The 21,634-nt window shown below is 47.5% G+C and carries 18 protein-coding genes; 8 read left to right on the top strand and 10 right to left on the bottom strand.

Annotated elements, in window-relative coordinates; all coding sequences use genetic code 11:
• Positions 1-54: 54 nt before the first annotated feature.
• Positions 55-918: an SDR family NAD(P)-dependent oxidoreductase gene (locus tag ACQRBJ_RS06645; protein WP_445303150.1), complete on the top strand. Its 864-nt coding sequence runs from the start codon at positions 55-57 to the stop codon at positions 916-918.
• Between the two features lie 302 nt (positions 919-1,220).
• On the opposite strand, the gene ACQRBJ_RS06640 is transcribed toward ACQRBJ_RS06645, so the two are convergent.
• From ACQRBJ_RS06640 to ACQRBJ_RS06630, 3 genes are all read right to left on the bottom strand, one after another.
• A complete protein-coding gene (locus ACQRBJ_RS06640) occupies positions 1,221-2,615 on the bottom strand; it encodes a hypothetical protein (RefSeq protein ID WP_445303149.1) in 1,395 nt (464 codons plus the stop codon).
• Positions 2,616-2,673: 58 nt separating this feature from the next.
• On the bottom strand, positions 2,674-5,505 hold the full coding sequence (locus ACQRBJ_RS06635; RefSeq protein ID WP_445303148.1) for a TonB-dependent receptor domain-containing protein: 2,832 nt from the start codon (positions 5,503-5,505) through the stop codon (positions 2,674-2,676).
• 142 nt (positions 5,506-5,647) lie between these two features.
• The gene (locus ACQRBJ_RS06630) at positions 5,648-6,721 is read right to left on the bottom strand and encodes a metallophosphoesterase (protein WP_297158990.1); all 1,074 of its coding nucleotides are present in this window, start codon (positions 6,719-6,721) and stop codon (positions 5,648-5,650) included.
• 295 nt (positions 6,722-7,016) lie between these two features.
• Between ACQRBJ_RS06630 and ACQRBJ_RS06625 the strand changes: the two genes are divergently transcribed.
• Positions 7,017-7,541 carry a hypothetical protein gene (locus ACQRBJ_RS06625; RefSeq protein ID WP_445303147.1) on the top strand — a complete coding sequence of 175 codons (525 nt, stop codon included), beginning with the start codon at positions 7,017-7,019 and terminating at the stop codon, positions 7,539-7,541.
• A 232-nt stretch (positions 7,542-7,773) separates the two neighbouring features.
• Here the strand turns inward: ACQRBJ_RS06625 and ACQRBJ_RS06620 are convergent, their stop codons facing one another.
• A complete protein-coding gene (locus tag ACQRBJ_RS06620; RefSeq protein WP_445303146.1) occupies positions 7,774-9,564 on the bottom strand; it encodes a 1-deoxy-D-xylulose-5-phosphate synthase in 1,791 nt (596 codons plus the stop codon).
• A 171-nt stretch (positions 9,565-9,735) separates the two neighbouring features.
• The gene (locus tag ACQRBJ_RS06615; RefSeq protein ID WP_287560361.1) at positions 9,736-10,104 is read right to left on the bottom strand and encodes a helix-turn-helix domain-containing protein; all 369 of its coding nucleotides are present in this window, start codon (positions 10,102-10,104) and stop codon (positions 9,736-9,738) included.
• A 357-nt stretch (positions 10,105-10,461) separates the two neighbouring features.
• On the opposite strand from ACQRBJ_RS06615, the gene ACQRBJ_RS06610 reads away from it, so the two are divergent.
• On the top strand, positions 10,462-10,911 hold the full coding sequence (locus ACQRBJ_RS06610) for a cupin domain-containing protein (RefSeq protein ID WP_445303145.1): 450 nt from the start codon (positions 10,462-10,464) through the stop codon (positions 10,909-10,911).
• 3 nt (positions 10,912-10,914) lie between these two features.
• Here the strand turns inward: ACQRBJ_RS06610 and ACQRBJ_RS06605 are convergent, their stop codons facing one another.
• Entirely contained in the window at positions 10,915-11,283 is a 369-nt protein-coding gene (locus ACQRBJ_RS06605; protein ID WP_445303144.1) for an MmcQ/YjbR family DNA-binding protein, read from the bottom strand.
• 331 nt (positions 11,284-11,614) lie between these two features.
• On the opposite strand from ACQRBJ_RS06605, the gene ACQRBJ_RS06600 reads away from it, so the two are divergent.
• Entirely contained in the window at positions 11,615-14,050 is a 2,436-nt protein-coding gene (locus ACQRBJ_RS06600) for an outer membrane beta-barrel protein (protein ID WP_445303143.1), read from the top strand.
• Between the two features lie 248 nt (positions 14,051-14,298).
• The gene (locus ACQRBJ_RS06595) at positions 14,299-15,318 is read left to right on the top strand and encodes a helix-turn-helix domain-containing protein (RefSeq protein WP_445303142.1); all 1,020 of its coding nucleotides are present in this window, start codon (positions 14,299-14,301) and stop codon (positions 15,316-15,318) included.
• Here ACQRBJ_RS06595 and ACQRBJ_RS06590 read toward each other — a convergent pair.
• The 3 genes from ACQRBJ_RS06590 to ACQRBJ_RS06580 are packed head-to-tail and all read right to left on the bottom strand — an operon-like array spanning position 15,302 to position 16,913.
• Positions 15,302-15,982 carry a CatA-like O-acetyltransferase gene (locus tag ACQRBJ_RS06590; RefSeq protein WP_294972053.1) on the bottom strand — a complete coding sequence of 227 codons (681 nt, stop codon included), beginning with the start codon at positions 15,980-15,982 and terminating at the stop codon, positions 15,302-15,304. The two genes, ACQRBJ_RS06595 and ACQRBJ_RS06590, sit on opposite strands and share 17 nt — an antisense overlap.
• 11 nt (positions 15,983-15,993) lie before the next feature.
• Positions 15,994-16,401 carry a hypothetical protein gene (locus ACQRBJ_RS06585; RefSeq protein ID WP_445303141.1) on the bottom strand — a complete coding sequence of 136 codons (408 nt, stop codon included), beginning with the start codon at positions 16,399-16,401 and terminating at the stop codon, positions 15,994-15,996.
• Between the two features lie 5 nt (positions 16,402-16,406).
• Positions 16,407-16,913, bottom strand: coding sequence for a GyrI-like domain-containing protein (locus ACQRBJ_RS06580; RefSeq protein WP_295346224.1), 507 nt, complete (start codon positions 16,911-16,913; stop codon positions 16,407-16,409).
• Positions 16,914-17,254: 341 nt separating this feature from the next.
• On the opposite strand from ACQRBJ_RS06580, the gene ACQRBJ_RS06575 reads away from it, so the two are divergent.
• The 3 genes from ACQRBJ_RS06575 (at position 17,255) to cydB (ending at position 20,356) form a co-directional block, all read left to right on the top strand.
• Positions 17,255-17,515, top strand: coding sequence for a DUF4492 domain-containing protein (locus tag ACQRBJ_RS06575; protein ID WP_294972062.1), 261 nt, complete (start codon positions 17,255-17,257; stop codon positions 17,513-17,515).
• 81 nt (positions 17,516-17,596) lie between these two features.
• Positions 17,597-19,132, top strand: coding sequence for a cytochrome ubiquinol oxidase subunit I (locus tag ACQRBJ_RS06570; protein WP_445303174.1), 1,536 nt, complete (start codon positions 17,597-17,599; stop codon positions 19,130-19,132).
• A gap of 87 nt (positions 19,133-19,219) precedes the next feature.
• Complete coding sequence (gene cydB, locus ACQRBJ_RS06565; protein WP_445303140.1) at positions 19,220-20,356, top strand: cytochrome d ubiquinol oxidase subunit II; 1,137 nt, start codon at positions 19,220-19,222, stop codon at positions 20,354-20,356.
• Between the two features lie 264 nt (positions 20,357-20,620).
• Here the strand turns inward: cydB and ACQRBJ_RS06560 are convergent, their stop codons facing one another.
• Complete coding sequence (locus tag ACQRBJ_RS06560) at positions 20,621-21,496, bottom strand: MBL fold metallo-hydrolase (protein ID WP_445303139.1); 876 nt, start codon at positions 21,494-21,496, stop codon at positions 20,621-20,623.
• Positions 21,497-21,634: the final 138 nt, after the last annotated feature.

Below are 21,634 nucleotides of genomic sequence, written 5' to 3'. Positions count from 1 at the left end.
AAAATGAAATATTCTTTTTTTAAAGGAATAAGGAAAAACATCAAAGAAAAAACTATGGCAAAGAAAGCGATTGTGATGGGGGCAACCTCAGGAATAGGAATGGAAGTAGCCAGCCTCTTAGCGCAGAGAGGTTGGCAGGTGGGAATAGCCGGAAGAAGAGTAGAGCGACTTGAAGAAGTAAAAAGAAATACAAACCAGATTATTTCTGAGAAAACAAAAGTATCTCAGAAGGGGAACATTTCAGAAGGCATGAAAGCATCCAGGGGAGAAATCACCTGCTATCAGCAGATAGATGTAACTTCGGCTGACGCCCCTACTCTTCTTCAGAAACTCATCGAAAAACTCGGTGGGATGGATTTATATTTCCATAGTTCAGGAATCGGATGGCAAAACTATTCACTTGATTTTGAAAAGGAAATGAAGACCGTTGAGACCAATGGGCTGGGATTTGTAAGAATGGTGGATACGGCTTTCAACTGGTTTGCCCAACAGAGTCAAGAGCAAGATAAAGGGCAAGAGCTAAGACTAGAGCAAAAATCAGATAAAGGCAAGGGCAATGATACTTACCGCATCGCCTGCATTACCTCTATTGCCGGAACGAAAGGGCTCGGTGCTGCTCCTGCCTATTCTGCCACCAAGCGTTTCCAGAATCATTATCTGGAGTGCCTTACCCAGCAGGCTTACATGCGCCATCTTCCTATCGCCATCACAGATATCCGCCCGGGTTTCGTAAAGACTGACCTGATAGCTGGCAGCAACTATCCCCTGCAATTAACTCCTCAGGAAGTGGCTCAGCAGATTGTAAATGCTATAGAACGGGGAAAAACAGTCAAAACCATTGACTGGAAATACAGTATCCTCGTTTCGCTCTGGCGAATGATTCCCAGATGGATTTGGACAAGACTTACCATTAAATAATATAGAAACTATACTTGCATTTGATTTTATACCTAGATAAAATCTCCGTTCATAGACGTTGAATGTCCGTTCAAAGACGTTGAACCGCCGTTCAAAGACGCTGAACCGACATTCAACGTCTATGAACAGAGATTTCAAAAGGATTAAAGAAAATCTTTTCCTGTTACAATCAATACTTTTTCTGTAACAACCTAAACTTTTCCCAAGATCAACATTAAAAGGAGAGTAGAAACATGAAGAAAAGAAAAGCGTGCAAGCTACATTTCTATAGCCTGCATGCTTTTCTTTTTTATAATTACTGTTTACAATCTTGCTCCGAATCTTGCGCTTGGCAATGGGGCGGCGAAGTAATAGTTCTGGTCGTTATTCTTATCCAGAAAATTCACGTGCTTCATGCCGAAGAATGGCAGACCTTGTGGGAAGAGACGGACAAAATCGGTTACACCTCCTGAGAGGGCAGGACTGCCTGTCTGATACTCGAAATTCCAGCTCTTGTCGAATGCCAATGGAGCACCCTGGGCTACATCATCTATCTCGCAATTGATATTCATCTTCTCGCTCTGAGTGAAGTTCTTGAAGAGAGGGTTGAGCTGACCTGCCACGCTGCTCTTGATATCGGTATCAAACCAGATGCCGAGCTCTGCATCCTTCGCCATCTGCGCTACGCCTGTCTCTGTAGATGCAAAGTAGTAGTTTGGTGTAAGACGACTGTGCTCCATATCAGCACCATCCTTCTTTGGCTGCTTCAGGCCGAAACGGGAATCGAAGATGAGGTTGTTCACGAAGACTGGCTTCGCTGCCTTCTCTACCCAGACAGAACCGCCCTTCTTGTTCTTGGAACGGCGCCAGCCGCAATTGATGATGGTGTTGTTATAGACGGTCATCTCAGAGAGAGGGATTACCTCGCTATTTCCGGCATTCGAAAGCTTGAAGGCGTTGGTGCAGGCGTTGTAGATGATGTTGTTGGCTACATCGAGCTTGCAACCTGCCTTTACGTTGATGGCCTCGCCACCATCGGCTGCATTTCCGCTATCGGCAAAGATATTGTTGATAATCACGCCGTTACCACCTGTAAAGTAAGTCTGGTCGTTGTAGTTGTCATGGAAGAAACTGTTTGCCATCACAAACTTGCCGTTTACATTACAGAAGTGGAAGGCTGGCACACCGCCATCGATGGTGGTCTTGAAAAGCTTGTTCTGGAAAGAAGCTGAACTCTCGGTAGGAGTAGCACCGGCATAGGCCACATCCACGTGATTGAGCACTACCTCCTCAGAATTATATCCGCAGATGATGCCGCCCCAATCAGCAGGCTTCCTGGTATCAGAAGTAAAGACTACCGGTTTTTCGGCAGTTCCCATACAATAGAGATTGCCCAACACCACGATTTCTACCGGTACCTGAACCTCTGATTTGCAGGTGACGGTTACGCCCGGCTCAATGTAGAGCGATGCTCCTATCGGAATTTCAACGCTCTGGCTCAGGGTAGTATCCTTGGTCCAAACCACAGAACCTACGGGATATTCTGCCACCTTCGTTGTGATGACATCCTTAGAACCCTGGTTCTCATTACCATCACTTCCATTACCGCCATTATTCACGTAATCGTATGGATTGATATTATCGTTCTCGCAAGATGTGGAGAACATTGCAGCTGCTGCCATCATAAGCATGCAAGCTAAAGTATTTATCTTTTTCATTTCTTTTTTTTACCTTTTTACTTTTTTACCTTTTTACCTTTAAAAGCCTTTTTACCTTTTAAAGTTTGTATCTTACTCCCAGCAGGAAGGTTCTGCCATACTGATAAGTTCCCACGATGGTCTTATCGCTCTTCTGGCCCTCATACTCCAGGTTGCTCTTGTTCACGGTCTTCAAGTATCTCTCGCGCTTGGCATCGAGCAGATTGTTTGCCTTGAAGAAGATGGAGATGCCGTTCTTGAATTGCTTCTCGGCACTCAGGTCGAGACCGAACATCGCCTTATCCCACTGGTCGGCATCCTTGAAGGGAGAAACCAGGGCGAGCTTGGTGCCCGTGAAGGAAGAGGCAAGCTGCGCATTCCAGCCATGCTCCGTATCCTTATATAATAAGGAGATGTTGGCGGTATGAGGAGCCTGGTTAACCAGCGGACGGGTCTGGGTTACGCCCGTCTTATACTCAGCACTACCCTCCTGGTACTCACGCTTCGAGGTGGTGATTTCTGAATGGGTGTAAGTATAATTCGCCTTCACTCCGAAGTGGCGGATGTACTTGATTACGTCGATTTCGAAGCCCATGTTCTTGGCATTACCCAGGTTGTCAGGCATGTAATAGGCATCGGTTCCGGCTCCAATCTTGCCATCCGATGTTACGAACACCTGCTCTATAGGGTCTTTCAGATACTTATAGAATACGCCGGCAAGAATCTGTTCGGTCTTGCTTGGGAACCACTCCCAGCGCAGGTCGATGTTGTCGATGCGGGCACGCTTCAGGTTTGGATTACCTTTTTCCTGATACTCCTCGCCCAGAATCTGATAAGGCACTATCTCGTAGAAGCCCGGACGGTTGATGGAGCGATAGTAAGAGAGACGCACGTTCATCTTCTTGGTTGGTGTCCACTTGATGGATGCCGATGGCAGATAATCCCAGTAGCTCTGCTCGCCCACCTGTCCCATGTTGCGGAAATGCTGGAGCATAGTGTAAATCTGGTTGGTGTGCTCAGCACGGAAACCGGCATTCAGTTCGCCCACCTCGCTCCTCAGGGTTACCATGGCATAGGCTCCGCCGATGTGTTCCTTGGAATCATAGTTGAGCTGAGAAGCCTGAGAATAAGGAGTCTTGCAAACCCAATCGATGTGAGCAAACTGGTCTATTCCGTTACCATCCAATCGCTGCGAGATGTCGGCAGGATTGAAGATGTAAGAATAATATCTGTTGCTGCGCTCCTTTCTGCGATACTGCGCACCCGCCTTCCAGTGTGCCTCCACAGAGTTGGCGAAATGGGTATCGTAAGAGAGGTTGATGTAACCCGCCCAGTCGGTATCCTTGTTGTGCTGGAATCGGCGTTCGGCACTCTTAGGCAGGGTCTTGGTGATGTTCTTGTCGCCTTCCCAGATGGAACCCGAAACGGCATCGCCGCCATTCTCGGCTTTTCTGCTCACGGTATTCGTCAGGGTGACGTAAGTTCTGTCCGGATCTTCCTCCTTAGCCTGCGAGAATACACCCGACCAATCTATGGTAAAATCCTTGGTAAGATGATGCGTACCCTTCAGATTGGTGGCAAAGATGCTCTGGGTGGTTGAGAGAGAGCGCACCTCATCGTCCTGCGTGTAGCTGTCGGCTCCGATGTATTCGGTATTGACGCTGTTATTGTATCTGATGCCCTTGGAATTGGTGTGCACATACATGTTGTACCATTCCAGCTTGTGGCCAGGCAGGGTTAAATCTATCTTGGCATGAGCTCCTGCAGTAAGGTCGTGGATGCTGTAGTAGCGATGCTGCAAATTGGAAATGTACATGGCCTGCTCGCCCGATGCCATCTTTACGGAATTGTAGGTGCGCTCGGTGCCACGGAAAACATTCTGCACGCTTCCGGCAAGCATCACGCCCAGGCGGTCGTTCCAGAAGCGGTTGCCGATGCTCAAGCCTCCTATAAAATTAGGAGATGGCATGGAATGGCTCTTCAACTGAACAGGACCGTTCTTGAAATCGCTCATCTGCGCCTTGTAGTCTTTTCCGAAAGCCTCGTAAGGAGATTTCTTTGTATAATCAGAGCGATTGCTGGTAAGATAATCTCTGCCATCCTTCCAGAAATAATCACTTGCTCCGATGGCTGCATTCGCCTGAATCTGAAAGCGGGATGGGGCATCCTTCATCACCATGTCCACCACGCCGCCGGCTGCATCGCCTTCCATATCAGCAGTAAGAGACTTGGAAACCACGAGGCGGTCCATCAGATCTGAAGGGAAGATATTCAATGGGATGTAACGGTTTTTATCATCCGGACTAGGAATCTTCACGCCGTTCACCAGGGTGTAGTTGTAGCGCTTGTCCATGCCTCGGAGGATGGCGTAGGAAGCCTCGCCCGATGCATCACGCTCCATGGTTACACCCGATACACGCTGCAGAACGCTCGCCACGTTGACGTCAGGCGAAAGCTGGATGCTCTGCTGGCTCATCACGTTGAGCACGTTGCCGGCATTCTTCACGGATTCTATGGCGCTGCGGTCGCTACGGTATTCACGATGACCGGTAACCACCACTTCGCCCAACTGCTTCAGGTCTTCTTCCATGGCGATGGTCAACTGTCCATCCTTTCCCTCTTTTCCATCTTTGGAAAAGTCTTTAGCCACATCCACCACCATCTCCCTGGTCTTGTACGACATGTAGGAAACGATGATGGTCACCTTGCCTTTATCAGGCAATTCATGCAGGGTGAAAGTACCATCAAGTCCGGTAGTGGTACTCACGTTGGGCAGCTCCTTTACCCGGATTACGGTTCCGATGAGGGGCTCGCCCGTTTTGTTATCCTTGACTATACCATCCAGCGTGTGTGCCTGGATGGCGGTAGTCGCAGCGGCAAGAAGCGCCGCACTCAGTAAAAATCTTTTCATCTATATCGCTATTGATTCTTCATTCGTTTCTTTTCGCAAAAAAGCTCCTTTTACCTTTAATATAAAAGCTTGGAGACCAGCGATGGAATAGCTGGGAACGGGGGTGCAAAGGAGTTAAAGCTCTTTTTACTTTTTTACCTTTTTACTTTTTTACCTTTAAAACCGTGTGGATGATTTTTCCATCCTTATCTATCATTGACATTCTGAGCTGCTTCTTATCTGCTGTAAATACAGAGAAACCATCGGCTGGACTGCAGAACACGGTGCCATCGATAGGCTTCACTGGACGAGCCAGAGATGAAGAGGAATTGACTACGTAGTCGATGTTGTCGCCCTTCTTCTGGATATGCTGGAAGTTGTGGATGTGACCGCAGGCATAAATCGCCACATTATTATATTTATGGAGGATAGGAAGAAGGCGCTTCTGCATGTCGAGTCGCTCATTCTCCTTCTTCGTGGTGTAGGCGTAGATAGGATGATGACCAACCACGATGACCCAGTCTTCCTTGGCATTCTTCAGGGTTTCATCGAGCCAGGAGAGCTGAGCCTCTGCATCCTGCTTGCAGGCATCAGGATAGATTTCCGGATTCTTGCGGTAAGAATCGATGAGGGGCGTGGTGTCGAGGAAGATGACGCGCACGGTGGTTCCCTTGTGATCGAACACCTTGGTGTAATATTTGGCAGGCATCATCCAGCGGCGGCTCACCTTACCATAGTCCATAAAAGCCTGAGTATTACCACGATACTCATGGTTTCCACAAACCGGGAACCAGTTGAGCATCAGGTCGGGATGAGAATAAACCCATTCGTAATTGGTAAGCCACAGAGGGTCCTGGGTGGAAGCCACGCCATTGAAATGGTGGATGTCGCCCACGGCAAGTACGCATTCCGGATCTACCGTGCCCGCCATCTCGCCCATCAGTTCGGCGATAGGCTTCTGGTCGTAGTAGCCGTTGCGGCCCATATCATTGGTCATGTAGAGGGTGATTTCACCCTTCAGTTTCTGCCATTCGGCAGCATTCGCCTTCCAGTTTGGATTCTGCGGAATGGCGGTTGCTGCACTCTGAGAGCAGGTGGTTAATGCTGCGTTTTGCGCCTGTGCAGTCAAGCCTCCACCCAACAATAAAGCCGAAGCCAAAACTACAGTAGCTACTCTACCTTTCATCATAGCAAAGCCATTCATGCTGCTATGCTTACCCGATACTTTCTTTTCCATTTTTCTTTATCTGACTATAATACATTATTAAATATTGATGATACCTTTCTCCTTCCGGGGTTGTATCTGTTAAATTTCGGGTGCAAAGGTAGGGGTATTATGTGTCAATGAGGTTACAAGGATTTGAATTAGCAGATAAAAGATACTACAATTTTATTACAGGAATCTCCCCGATGCTTTTAGGGAAAATCATACATCAGATTATGGTTTTCCCCTTGTTATTTTCAGCTATTCTCCCTATCTTTGCACCAGAAATAAATAAATGCAGTAATAACCCTTTAAAGAGAAGATAGTTATGAAAAGAATAATGATGACAATCGTAGCAGCATGGATGATGATTACATCTATGAATGCTCAGAGACTGACAAATATTCAGGCAGAAGCCCGTTTTATCACAGATAAGATGGTGGTAGAACTGGGATTGAGCAGCGCCCAGCGCAACAGCATCCTGAACATCAATCTCAATTATCTCAATGGCATCCGCAGCTATCGCGACATTGATGCCTACGGCTGGCATTACCGCAACAAGCAGCTCAAGCGCATGATGACCGCCAGACAATGGAAGAAATTTAAGAACTCATACTATTTCTATCGCCCTATCGGCTGGAATAATCATGTGTATGTTCACCATATTTACACCAAGTATCCAAAGCATAACTGGGGACACGACAAGCGCCGCCCTCGCCCTGAGTGGAGCTACGGAAAACCAGGATGGCCAGGCGGAACCCATGTAACTTATGGACCAGGAAAGCCGGACAAGCATCACAAGCACGACAAGCATCACAAGCACGACAAGAAGTGGAAGCACGATAGAGATTAGGATGATGATGATGACGATGATGAAGATGACGATAATGAAGATGACGATGATTGAGATTAAGACTGGGTTGATGATTGAGATTAAGATGAGATTAAGACAAACATTCGATGATAAAACAGAAGAAATCCAAGCTAGAGATCATTCTCCGGCTTGGATTTCTCGTTAAATAAAAACTAACTATGCCGACTAACTAATAACTAATCATTAATAATTAATTACCAATCATTAATTACTAATCATTAATTACTGACAAGATATCTTCCACTATCTGCTCATCGAGCAGACGATTATCCGAAAGCAACTTCTTCACATCATATCTATCGTAGAGACCCTTTCTGATGCCGCCTACCATCACCTTCATTTCTGAAGTGCCATAGTAAGAGGCGATGCGCTCTCCGAAGCCGCCATCCTTCGAGCCATCTTCCAGGGTTACCACCAACTGATGGTTTGCCTTCAGGCTATCCAGCGTCTCGGCATCCACCTCATTCAGATAACGGGGATTGATGAGCGTAGCATCGATACCCTTATCAGCCAACAGGCGGACTACATTCTCGCCCTTCTGATAGAACGAACCGGCGGCGATGACTGCCACCTTCTCGCCCTGGTGCATCACCTTGTACTTTGCCTCGTAACCATACTCAGCATCAACGGCTTCTGACGTATGAACCACGCCATTGCTTGGCACGCGGATGGCGATAGGTTTCTTATCCTGCAGAATGCTCCAGCGGAGCATGGCGAAATACTCCTCGCAGGTGGTTGGAGCCAGATAGATGAGCCCCGGAATGCTGCAGAGCATCGGAATATCGAAAAGGCAGATGTGGGTGATGTCGTTCATCGAGTTCACTCCGCCTCCTACCACGTTGATTACGGCTGGGTTGGAATTGATGCAGAGGTCTTGCGCAATCTGGTCGTAGGTGCGTTGGATAAAGGTACTGTAAACGGTCCAAACCGGATGCAATCCGCCCTTCGCCATTCCCGAAATCATAGCCACAGCCTGCTCTTCGGCGATTCCCATATCGATGTGCTGCTTGCCAGCCAGTTGGCGCTTATCGGCAGTAAAGCCACCTGCGGTAGGAGTACCGGCGGTTACGGCGATGAGGGTTTTATCCTGCTTCATCTCGCCCAGCATCCAGTCAGAGAATAAAGTGCCGTAATCCTCTGTTGGAGCAACCTCCGGGAGGGTTCCATCGGCATTCCTTCTTGGTCGCGAACCGTCTTCCAGATTGAAAGGCATTCCCCAATGCCAAGCCTCCTTATTGGCTACGGCAGGTGCAAATCCATGACCTTTCTCTGTGTGAATGTGAACTACGGTAGGCTTATCCGTACCCTTCACGCTCTCAAAAACCTGGATGAGTTTTTCGATGTCGTTACCCTCTTCCAGATACTTGTATTCAAAGCCCCACGCCTTGAACCAGTTGTGCTCGCAGGTGCCGTTGCTCTCGCGCAAGGCACGCAGGTTCTTATAGATTCCGCCATGATTTTCGGCGATAGACATTTCGTTGTCGTTCACCACGATGATGATGCCCGTGCCGAGTTCCGAAGCCTCATCCAGTCCCTCGAAAGCCTCGCCGCCCGAAAGAGATCCGTCGCCGATAATGGCGATGATGTTCTCATCGGTTCCCTTGATGTCGCGCGCCTTCTGCAAACCGGTGGCAAGACTCACGGAAGTGGAAGTATGCCCCACCTCAAAGTTATCATACTCCGGACATTCGGCAGGAGAAGAATAGCCCGAAATGGCATTCATGTCATCCACATCGCCGAGGAATCCCGCAGCTCGTCCGGTGAGCACCTTATGCGGATAGCATTGGTGGCTTACGTCAAACACGAGCTTATCCTTTGGCGCATTAAAAACGTAGTGAAGCGCCACGGTAGCCTCCACGAATCCCAGGTTCGGTCCCACATGACCGCCATGCTTGCTCACACGGTTCAGCACAGCCTGTCTGGTTTCATCAGCCACCACCTGCAGTTCCTTCAAATCCAGCTTCTTCAAGTCGGCTGGCGACTTTATTTTCTCAATATACATTTTCTTATACTTATAGTTATGATTCTATTTATGATTAGATGATGATCATCATTTTCGAGTGCAAAGATACGAAGATTCCAGAAAACACGCATTACCCCAACTACAGAAAAAATGAAAGATTTTCCGGAAAACTCATCTTGGAATATTCTTCAGGAAAACTCATCTTGGAAATCAGCCTACTGCCTTATCCCTATCCTTCAGAATCACAGCCATGTTATCCAGCGCCCATTCTATCAGATGATCCATAATAGGAATAAGGGTTTCAGCACGGGGTGTGAGAGAATACTCCACTCTTGGCGGCACTTCGGCATAAGCCTTGCGGGTAACGTAGCCATCAGCCTCCAACGATTTTAACGTGCTGGTAAGCATTTTCTGCGAAATATCCGGAATCTGCTTACGCAGGGCATTAAACCGGAGGGGGCCATCCTGATGATATTTCAGGGTGTAGATTACCAGTAGCGACCACTTGTCGCAAACGCGCGCCAGAACGTTACGGATGGGACAGTCCTGCACTACCATTTCTTTTATCATTCTTCCCATAATCTATCTTCTTTATATTCTACAATAATCTATAATATTCTGCAATAATGTTCTGCAAAACTCTATAATATTCTGCAATAGGCTACAAAAGTAACTAATATCCGAAAAGATACCAAACCTACCAAGTTAATCTAAGTTAACGCTTCATTTTTCTTTCTCCCATTCCCACGCAATAGTTACCTCCCAGTAACCATCTTACCCCCAAGTGCCCTCTTGCAGGAACCGGTTTTTCGCTGTATCTTTGCAGCGCAATTCAGAAGTGAAAGCAGAAAACAGAAGTATTCACAAATTCACAAAAAGAAATAACATAAAGTGAAATAAAAAAAGAAATATAAACATTTAAAAATAACAGACAAGATGAAAGAAACAAAGATTATTGCAAAGGCTGAAAACTTCACAGCCACGGATTTTGGCAAGATGAGTGATCTCAAGGACTACATTCTGGAATTCACCCCAGAAATCAAGGTTTCTGGAAAGGTATTTGGCGGTCAGAGCGTAAACGCAACCGGCAGCGAATTCTCATTCCAGATTATGGTTCCAGGTCAGGAGCCCGGTTTCCTCCACACTCACAAGAACCACGAGGAACTGTATTTCTTCCTCAGCGGCAAGGGCGAGTTCCAGGTAGATGGCAAGGTATTCCCTATTCAGGAGGGAAGCGTGGTGAGAGTAGCACCAGCCGGCAAGCGCTCTGTTCGCAACAACGGTACAGAACCACTCGTGATGCTCTGCGTGCAGTATAAGACCGAAACCTTTACAGCCGAAGATGCAACCGACGGCGTGATTCTCAACGATAAGGTGGAGTGGTAGAAACTACTCCACCACCTCCATGATTTCAGGATGCTCAAGCTTTTCCTTTTTCTTGAGCTTCTTCACTACTTCGGAATAACTGTGGCGAATCAGGGACTGGATGAAATCATCTTCCAGCGTACCATAAAGGTTTACCTGATTCCAGTATTTCTTATTCCAATGCCATGCGCCTTCTATTTCGGGATGCACTTCCCGGAGTTCGAGGGCGTAATCGGCATTACATTTCATCGTAACCCACTCGGGGCGCTCCAGGTCAACACAGGCAAAGATCTTGCCCAAAATGCGAAACACCAAGGTTCGCTCATCAAAAGGAAAAGCCTCGGTTACGAGGGGAAGCGAGAGGCAATACTCTCTAACAGATTCTATATTCATTATTTCTTCACACTAAATTAATTCTACATTTCTTCTCATTTAGTTCTACTTGCCGAGATTCAGCTTATCCAATAAAAATTGCCGAAATCCTGCTTATCCTATAAAACTTGCCGAGACCCAGCTTATCCTATAAATAGTGCAAAGATAAGGAATTATGATGAAACAGCAAGCCTTATTCCATAAAAAAACAAATCTTATCCGAAAAAATTCCGTCATATTAAAATCCTTCTCTTTCCTTATCCGTAATTTTGCAACATCATCAGCAAGATTCCTGCGCAGTAACATTCGCAAGAACTTTGTGACATATTGCATTAAAATAAAAAAGAAGATTATGAAACATGAATTGATCATAAGCAGCTTGCTCGTCCTGGGAAATCCGATGATGACAAACGCTCAACAGACAAAGACCACTACAGCAGAGAGTATTTCTACAGCAAAGAATATTTCTACTGAGAGCATTTCTACAGCAAAAAATATTTCTACTGCAAAGAATAATTCTACTGATAGCATCCAGGCGATGAAGGAAAAGCTGCGCCAGGACAGCATCCAATGGGAGAAACAGCTCGCAGCCGTAACCATCAAGGGAACCCGCTCGCAATTCCGCCAGAAGAACGGCGGAATCGTGGCTCGCATCTCGGGAACTTCTCTCGAGAAGGAGCCAACAGCTACGGAAGTGCTTGCCAAACTTCCCGGAATGTTCAAAAACAAGGATGGCAAACCGCAGGCATTTATCGGCGGCTCACCCGAAATCTACATCAACGACAGAAAGGTGCAGGATTACAGCGTGGTAGAAAACCTGCCCGTTACACAGATAAAAGAGGTGAAGGTGATTCATCATCCCGGAGCCGAATACGGCAACAACGTGGGCTGCGTGCTGCTCATCACCACCAAGAAGAACCTGCAAGGACTCGCCATCGTGGAGAACTCCGGCTTCCTCTTCGACTCCTTCGTGAGCAACAACCATGACCTCGACCTTACCTACACCCACGGCAAGATGACGTACTACGGCAAGTTGGGCTACGCCAACTGGCAGGGAATATGGAAAGAACAGGACATCGCCACAAATTACGTAAGCGGCAGCCAGGCTGGCGATAACGCCACCACCTACATTGCCTCCGCCACCCTCGACAGCAAGCACAGCTACTACGACCGCTTCTACTGGAGTGCCGGAGCCGACCTCGCCCTGACAGAAAAGCAAACCATCGGAGTAAAATACGACGGCTACAACATCCATCAGCCGATGCCTTTCAAGATGACGAGCTATGCGATGACCAACGATCACGTAGATGACAACGTAACGGGCAACAACAAGTTTTTCTATTACGACTGGCAGCACCACGTGAACGCCTTCTACCAGGGCAAATACGGAGAGAAATGGAAGCTGAACTTCTTCGGCGATTTCGTGAAGCTGCACACGGAGCAGGCTCAATTCGTGGATGAAATCTCAGAGAAAGGAGCAGCCAAAGGAAAAGGAGCAGCCAAAGGAAAAGGAGCAGCCACCTCCCCAAGCGCCCTCTTAGCCCCAAGCAGCTCCCCTTCTGTCCCCCTCCTTGCCTCCGTTCCAAGCGATTCCATCGCTTGGTCCCTCGCTTCAAGTTCCCCCCTGCAGGAAGCCAGAAACAAGTTCACACTCCTGCCGCAAAGCGATGGAACCATCTGGGGAGCAAAGGTCCGCGCCAACTACACCATCAACGACAAGCAAACCTGGATGATGGGCGCCGAGTACAACTACGTGAAGAGCGAATCGCGCACCGATTACACCCCTGCCGATAAGGGAACCTCCACCCACAGCATCACCAAGGAAAATCATGCTGCCGTCTTCGCCGAGTATTCACTCGATTTCAAGCCCTTCTCATTAAGAGTAGGATTGAGATACGAGCACGTGGACAGCCGCCTGGATTATCTGAAAGATGAAACAGCCTCCACCGAGCCGCTTCATCGCAAATACGACAACCTCTACCCTTCCCTCCTGCTCTCTCATCAGTCAGGCAGATTCTCCCAGTCCCTGAGCTACCGCTCTTCCGAAATCCGACCATCCTTCCAGGAGCTGAACACGGGCACGGTTTACGCGAACCGCTACATGTGGCAGATAGGAAACAGCCAGCTGGAGCCATCCCAGCGCCACGAGTTCAAATACCAGGCAAGCTACGGCGACCTATTCGTCCAGGCAAGCTACACCTACGTGAAGGATTACATCACCAGCATCATCGAACCCGATTCAGATGACCCGCAAACGGGCTACATCACCTGGACCAACATCGACCATTGCTGGAACTGGGGCAGCTTCCTCGGCTACCGCCACCGCTGGGGCTTCTACGAGCCACAGGTGCAGGCAGGCATCCAGCAGGGCTTCATCAAGGCCGTCAGCATGGGCAAGGAGAAAAGCTTCCACGACCCCTACTACATCTTCAGCCTCTACAACGGCTTCCATCTTCCAAAGGGCTGGTACATGAACCTCTCGTTCTCCTACCGAAGCAGCGGCACCTACGATTTCCTCACCCTCTGCAGCGTGCACAACTTCGACTTCCAGCTCTACAAGAGTTTCCTGAAAGACCGTCTCTCGCTAAGCCTGAACGTGAACGACATCTTCAACACCAAGCGCCAAAAGACCGACGGTACCTACGGCAACGTACGGTTCCAGCAGCAGAAGTGGGTAGACACCCGAAACGTCCAGCTCCGCCTCACCTATCGCTTCAACCAGGCCAAGAAGCAATACCGTGGCGAGAACTCTGCCCAGGAAGCCGTGGGACGAATGGGAGGAAAATAGAAAAACTTTCTCGGTTTCTCCAGAAGAACTCCTCTTTGTAGAAGAACTTTCTCGGTTTAAATATAGAAAAAACGAAGTCTCTGTTAAGCAGAATCTCTATGATTTTGCCCCAGCAGAGACTTTTTCTCGAAAAAAGAGGTATAAAATTGGAGATAAACTTGTATATTTACTTAGAATATCGTACATTTGCAACGAATTTCTTGCTTAATTGCAATTTCGCAGCATAAAAACAACTTAAAGTAAAGCTAATGATCGACTGTCAGATAATAAGAGATGGAAAGATAGAAGGGGAAGTAAGGACAAACGGCCTTATCTTCATCGACAACCATGGGATGGAAGGGAGCAACCACATCGAATCGAATGCAATGGAAGTTTCGCTCAAGGAGTGGCATTACCGGAAGTTTGGCATTATGAACCAACACTATTTTGGCAAGGCGAACAACACCAAGTTTATCGCGCAGCACGAGGTCAGACCAGCCCTGCTCTTCTCCATGCCAACCTTTGGCGGCAGCATGAAAGAAGTATACGGCGGTCGTGGTAAAAAAAAGGAAATGATGTGGAAAACAGGCGAGGCAAGCCTCTGTTTTCTAAGCGGCGAAGGTGGTGCCAACACTCACCTGAACCAGGGCACCCAATTCGAAATCTTAAACGTGGTCATCCCACAGCAATTCATAGAAGAGCTTATCGAGCACGACGCGGAGGCATTTGAGCAGCTCTCCCCTCTAACCAGCCCTACCTTCGACACCCAGACCATCATCAAGTACAACCAGCCCGCCATAGCAGCAGTCATCAAGGCGGCACGAGACATCCAGCGTTCCCGCCTGTTAGGCAACCAAGCCTCCAAATACCTGGAATCGAAGATTATCGACTGCCTCTCGGGATTTCTCCTGCCCGCCAGTCTCTTGCCAGGCAGCCAAACCTTCAGTCTCAGCATCCGTGACAAGATACACGATGCCCAAAGCATCATCCTCACCCACTATCAGGAAATGCCTTCGCTCCACGAGTTGGCGGCAATGGTGGGCACCAACGAATGCACCCTGAAGAAAGCCTTCAAGCAGGAGTTTGGCACCACGGTATTCCAGTATCTCTTCGATTTCCGCATGGATTTAGCGGTTCATTATCTCCTCGACACAAGTCTGCCGATTGCCGACATCGGTATCAAATTGGGCTACGATTACCAGAGCCATTTCTGCACGGCATTCAAGCGGAAACATGGGGTGAGCCCGATGGAATTCAGATTAAGACGTGGAGTTATTGCAAGAACCTGATGATTACTTGTAATAACTCCAGAAATCCTGCAGCCTCGCCGCCATCCATCTGAACATGATGAAACTGGAAGGAGATGGGGAGCGTGGTTCTGAAGAAACCACGATGATAACTTCCCCACATCAGCATGGGGTTGCAGAATAAATCCGTGTATTGATTCACGATACAATCAAGCTCCGTTCCTATCATCGCCGACGTTCCCACCACCATCGCATCCTCTAAAGAAGATGATTTGCATTCAGCAGCAGCCTCAGAAGTCAGACGAAGATAATCTTCATTAAACTTCTGAATATCATCAGAATAAGGAATGTCGCAGGAATTGATTCCTCCCTTCTTATTTCCCACGATTACGTTAATGGCGATAGAATCGTATTGCATCAATCGCCAGGATGAACCAGATTCTTTTTCTTGGGATTTTTCCTCATCAGGAATTCCTTTAGAAGATTCTTTTTCCGGAAGAAGATAAAACTCCTTGGTTCTCGATGCAGCACAGCCTATCGCCCAGCACAAGATCATATTGAATTTCCACCCCCTCTTCCTGCTTATCTTCATAATTCGGGAAACATCGAATGTCTTGGTCAGGGTTACCATCGGCATCGGCGACGAAATCCATAATTCGAACGCCGCCGCCCTGGAAGTTTCTCTTGCATTTATCTCTTTCTTCATAACATTCTTTTTTATACTTGCTTTTCTCGTTTCAGCCCGGGAAAATAGCAATAGACGAGAATCGCTGGCACTAAAGTCGAGAAGAATTGCAGATAAGTAAACTCATACAACAGCCAATCAATCCCTACTATTACTCTGATAGAATACAAGCCAACAATGGCTATCATCACCAATCTCTGTAATGGTAACTTTCTAATATCGCCTGCAACAGAGAGCGCATATAAAATAGCAAAGCCTACTGCCAGACAAACCGTAACAGCATACAACAGCCATTCCTGGTCAAAACAGAGATGCTTCATTTCATATAAAATACCATAAGCCTTGAATGCCTCCTCCAAAAAGAAGAGGCAAATCAAATGGCCTATGGCTATCAGAAAATGAAGTAATGCTCCTAATCTTAACCTAAATATATTTAGCATGATTTCTACTCTATCGGAATCCAAATTTCTGTTAGCAATTCTTCCGGAGCCGTTGTCTCCGGGTCGTTCAGGTAACGCTCAAACATCTGACAATTTTCCAACACTCCGCTTCCCAACTTCACCTTCTCGCCAGATGCAGGAAGGAGTTCGCCATAAACCTTGGCGTTAACTTCTGCCAGATTCTCATACGGTCCCTGATAACGATAAACCAGGAAGCGACCGCCATAAATCGTAATAATGTTCACACCTTCCTCAGGCTGAAGCTGCTCTACGATAGGAGCTGCGATACAAACATCCGTGCGACAGGCTTCAGCAGGAGTCGTTGCCGGATTGTCGTGATAGATGTTGATGTATTCTGCATCCGGACAATCATAATCAAGATGATGCTTCTGACAATAAGCACCCAACTTGTTCCAAGCCTCCATATAATTGACAGACTTATAATCACCCAAAAGGCGAACACTAATCGCCTTTACATCCTTTCTACTCTGAATTCTTTCTGTAATTTCCATTTCCTAATGATTTTAATGTTATCTTAATATTTTATAGGCAGCAAGACTTACCAGCATCGCCACCTTAACAATTACTACTCCTATAATCATACACATTTTCTTCTATTTTATATTATAAGGTTTTTACATCTCATTTCATGTAATGAGACAGCAAAGATAAGCTATTTTTAGAGAGGAAATTTTAATTTAAGGGAATAAAAAATAACAGAACCTACTTGCAAAACCTGAATAGACTATCTAGAAACAAATTCTTTTCTTTTTGTATCTTTTTCAATAAAATGTTTGGTAGTTACAATTATTTATTGTAGATTTGCAGCAGATTTTTTTAAGAAGGAGTGCTTATGCAGAAGAAAAAGGATAAAAACCTGATGAAAACGGATGTAAAACCGATGAAGCAAGGACTGCTATCCCGGATTTTCCATCTCTATTACGATGGTTTCAGGACGATGACCCTGGGCAGGACGCTCTGGACCATCATCCTCATCAAGCTTGCCATCATCTTCCTGGTGCTCAAGCTCTTTTTCTTTCCGAATTATATTAACAGTAATGCAAAGAATGGAGATAAGGCGGGCTTCGTATCCAAGGAAATTCTGAACAGATAAGACTCAGAATCCCCGCAACCTTCAGATAGAAAGAAATACAAAAACATTATATAATAACAATTTTAAAACCGTTCAACTATGATGACAAATCTATTGTTAGACATTACATCAGCCACCATCGACTGGTCGAGGGCGCAATTCGCACTCACGGCCATCTACCATTGGCTGTTCGTGCCGCTCACCCTGGGACTGGCAGTAATCATGGGCATCGCCGAAACATGCTACTACCGCACCAACAAACCGTTCTGGAAGCACGTAACCCGTTTCTGGCAAAAACTCTTTGGCGTCAACTTCGCCATGGGTGTTGCCACGGGAATCATCCTGGAGTTTGAATTCGGCACCAACTGGAGCAACTACTCCTGGTTCGTGGGCGACGTATTCGGCGCTCCCCTAGCCATCGAAGGCATCCTGGCATTCTTCATGGAGAGCACCTTCGTGGCCGTGATGTTCTTCGGCTGGGATAAGGTGAGCCGGGGCTTCCACCTTGCCTCTACCTGGCTCACGGGACTTGGAGCCACCATTTCTGCCTGGTGGATTCTCGTAGCCAACGCCTGGATGCAATATCCTGTAGGTCAGGAATTTAATCCCGACACCATGCGCTTCGAGATGACCTCGTTCCTGGATGTGGCACTCTCGCCATTCGCCATCAACAAGTTCACCCACACCGTCACCTCATCCTGGATCATCGGAGCCACCTTCGTGGTAGCCGTAAGCTGCTGGTATCTCCTGAAGAAGAGAGAAACCCAACTTGCCAAGGCGAGCATCAAGATGGGTGCCGGAGTAGGACTCATCGCCACCCTGCTGGCTGCGATGACCGGCGACAATTCCGCCTATCGGGTGGCACAGGTGCAGCCAATGAAACTGGCTGCGATGGAAGCATTATATAATGGTGGAAAGGGTGAGAGCCTTACGGCGATAGCAGCCGTTCATCCCTTCCGGCAGCCCGATTACGAAAACGAGCAGGAGCCAGCCATGCGCATCGCCATCCCTAACATGCTCTCGTTCTTAGCCACCCGCACAGCCGATGGCTACGTGCCAGGCGTAAACGATATTCTCAAGGGTTACACCCACGAGGATGGCACCCGGGAACCATCCGTTCAGGAAAAGATAGCCCGGGGCAAGAAGGCGATTGTTGCCCTGAAAACCTATCGCGAAACCAAGGCGCAAGACCAGCTCCCTATCCTCAGGGAGAACATGAAATACTTCGGATATGGTTACATCAAGGACGCCAGGGAACTGGTGCCGAGCATCCCGATCTGCTTCTACGCCTTCCGCCTGATGGTGGGAGTAGGCTGCCTGCTCATCCTCTTCTTCGCCCTCAGCCTCTTCTTGGTTTATAAGAAGGAAATCGCCCAATACCGATGGTTCCTCATTTCCGCCATCATCATGATTCCGCTGGCTTACATCGCCTCAGAATCGGGCTGGATAGTAGCAGAAATCGGTCGCCAGCCTTGGACCATCCAAGACCTGCTGCCAGTAAGCGCCGCCATCTCCGACATCGAGGCAGGCAGCGTGGCCACCACCTTCTTCATCTTCCTGGCACTCTTCACCACCATGCTTGCCGTAGAAATCAGCATCCTGGTGAAGCAGATCAAGAAAGGACCGGAATACGATTAATCTCTCTGATAATCAATGTTTTTTCAGAAAGATTTCGAAAAGAATCATAGGATAGTTTTTCAGTAAACAACAAAACCCGAAAGTATTATGACATACGAATTTTTGCAATCATACTGGTGGTTCCTCGTATCATTATTAGGAGCCCTGCTGGTGTTTCTCATGTTTGTACAGGGAGCCAACACCTTGATATTCTGTTTGGGAAAAACGGAAGAGGAGCGTCGCCTCATCATCAACTCTACGGGACGAAAATGGGAGTTCACCTTCACCACGCTCGTCACCTTCGGCGGAGCCTTCTTCGCCTCATTCCCGCTGTTCTACAGCACCAGTTTCGGCGGAGCCTACTGGCTGTGGATGATCATCCTGTTCTCGTTTGTGATTCAAGCCGTGAGCTATGAATTCCAGAACAAGATAGGTAATTTTCTTGGACCGAAGACCTTTCAGATTTGCCTCATTATCAACGGCATCGTGGGTCCGCTGCTTCTTGGCGGCGCCGTAGCCACCTTCTTCAACGGCAGCAATTTCCTGATAGACAAGGGCAATATTACCAACAGTCTGCAACCCGTCATCAGCCGTTGGGCAAACGCCAGTCATGGTCTTGATGCCCTACTCGACCCATGGAATGTGGTGCTGGGACTTGCCGTACTGATGCTAGCCCGCATCCTGGGCATGCTCTACATCAAGAACAACATCGAACACCAGCAGATTCAGGAGCGCTGCACCCGCCAGTTGCCATGGAATGCCCTGCTCTTCCTATTGTTCTTCCTGCCATTCCTCATCAGATTAATGATAAAGGATGGATTCAGCACTTCTTCTTCCAGCATTACGATTGAGAGTATGAAGTATCTTCACAATCTTCTGGAGATGCCAATCTTGATTGTAATATTATTAATAGGTGTAGTACTCGTTCTCTTCGGCATTTTCAAGTCATCGAGGAGCGTGCAGTATAGAAAGGGAATCTGGTTTACGGGCATCGGAACCGTGCTTACCGTGCTGGTTCTGTTGCTGGTAGCCGGTTGGAACAATACCGCCTACTATCCATCCAACATCGACCTTCAGAGTTCGCTCACCCTCGCAAACAGTTGCAGCAGCGAGTTCACGCTCCGCACCATGGCGATAGCCTCCCTCCTCATCCCGTTCGTCCTAGCCTACATCGTCTTCGCCTGGCGCGCCATCGACCGCAAGCGCATCACGCAGGAAGAAATAGAGCAGGGAGAAGCGTATTAAAAAAGGCGAAAAAGTAAGCCTCTTCAAAAGTCCCACAGATTCCACAGATTTACACAGATTCTTTCTTGCCATAATCGAAAGGAAAATTCCCCAAATATCCAAACAAAAAAATCTGCGTAAATCTGTGAAATCTGTGGGACAAAGAAACACAAATCTCCAACAAAAAAATCTGCGTCATCTGCGAAATCTGCGTGCTTTTTATCCAAAGACCGAACAAGTCCAAAATCTGTGCAAATCTGCGAAATCTGTGGGACAAAGAAAATCCTACAGCTCTATCACTTCCAAATCATCAGGAACGAAGATTCTACCCTTGAAGTTCTCAGCGGCTTCACGGGTATAATTTTCTTTACGATTAGCCAGCGTTTTCTCCTCCGTATGATATAGGATAAGATTCTTCACGCCCAGTTCCTCCGCCAGTTTTCCGGCATCAAGCGCCGTGCTGTGGCATTTCTCGTAAGGCTTGAACGTATCGCGGTCGGCATAGAGGCAGAACGCCTCGCACATCATCCAGTCAGCCCCCACTATGTAGCGGCTGTTCTGCTCGTTATAAGGCTCATCGCCCAGGCACGCCAAGACCAAAGGTTTACCCGATTCATCAGAAGAAGCATTATCGGATGCAGCATGATCTTCTGAAACATTATTTTCTGAATTTCCTGGCAACTCAGCCCGGAATCCGAACTGTTTCTCCTTAGTAGACTGAATATCAAAGCATTCCAGCTTCATATCCCCCACTTCGAAGCAATCGCCATCTTCCAGCTGATGGAACACCACCCTTTCAGCCACCTTAGCCAGTTGCTTCTTGGCAAGAATCATGTCGATGATGGTCTTGATCACCTTCATCACCTTATCGTTTCCATAAACATGCAGCAATCCCTCGTAACCCTTGCATTGTGCCACCATTCGGATTACCCAGATCACACCCAACACATGGTCGGTATGGGCATGGGTAACGAAGAGGTGATGAATATCAGAAATCTGGACATTCACCTTCTTCAGCTGCGAGAGGATTCCGTTTCCTCCGCCCGCATCCACCAGCATTAGGGTGCTGGGAGTCTGGAGCACAAAACAGGTATTATAAATCTGGGAAACCGTAGCATTTCCCGTTCCGAGCATCGTAATTTGATTCGTTTTCTTATCCATTATCTTATTCGTTATCTATTTGATTCACGTCCGCAAAACTACTCATTTTCTGATAAACCACCAAGAAAAAGCCCCGAAAACTTTGCTTATTCCAAATAATAATCTTAACTTTGCGGCATAAAAGTATAAAGTATCAGC

It is taken from the genome of Prevotella sp. SGI.167 (assembly GCF_050313615.1).
GTDB lineage: Bacteria > Bacteroidota > Bacteroidia > Bacteroidales > Bacteroidaceae > Prevotella.
Note: the sequence above shows the minus strand (reverse complement) of the source record. Positions and strands in the feature narration are given on the sequence as shown.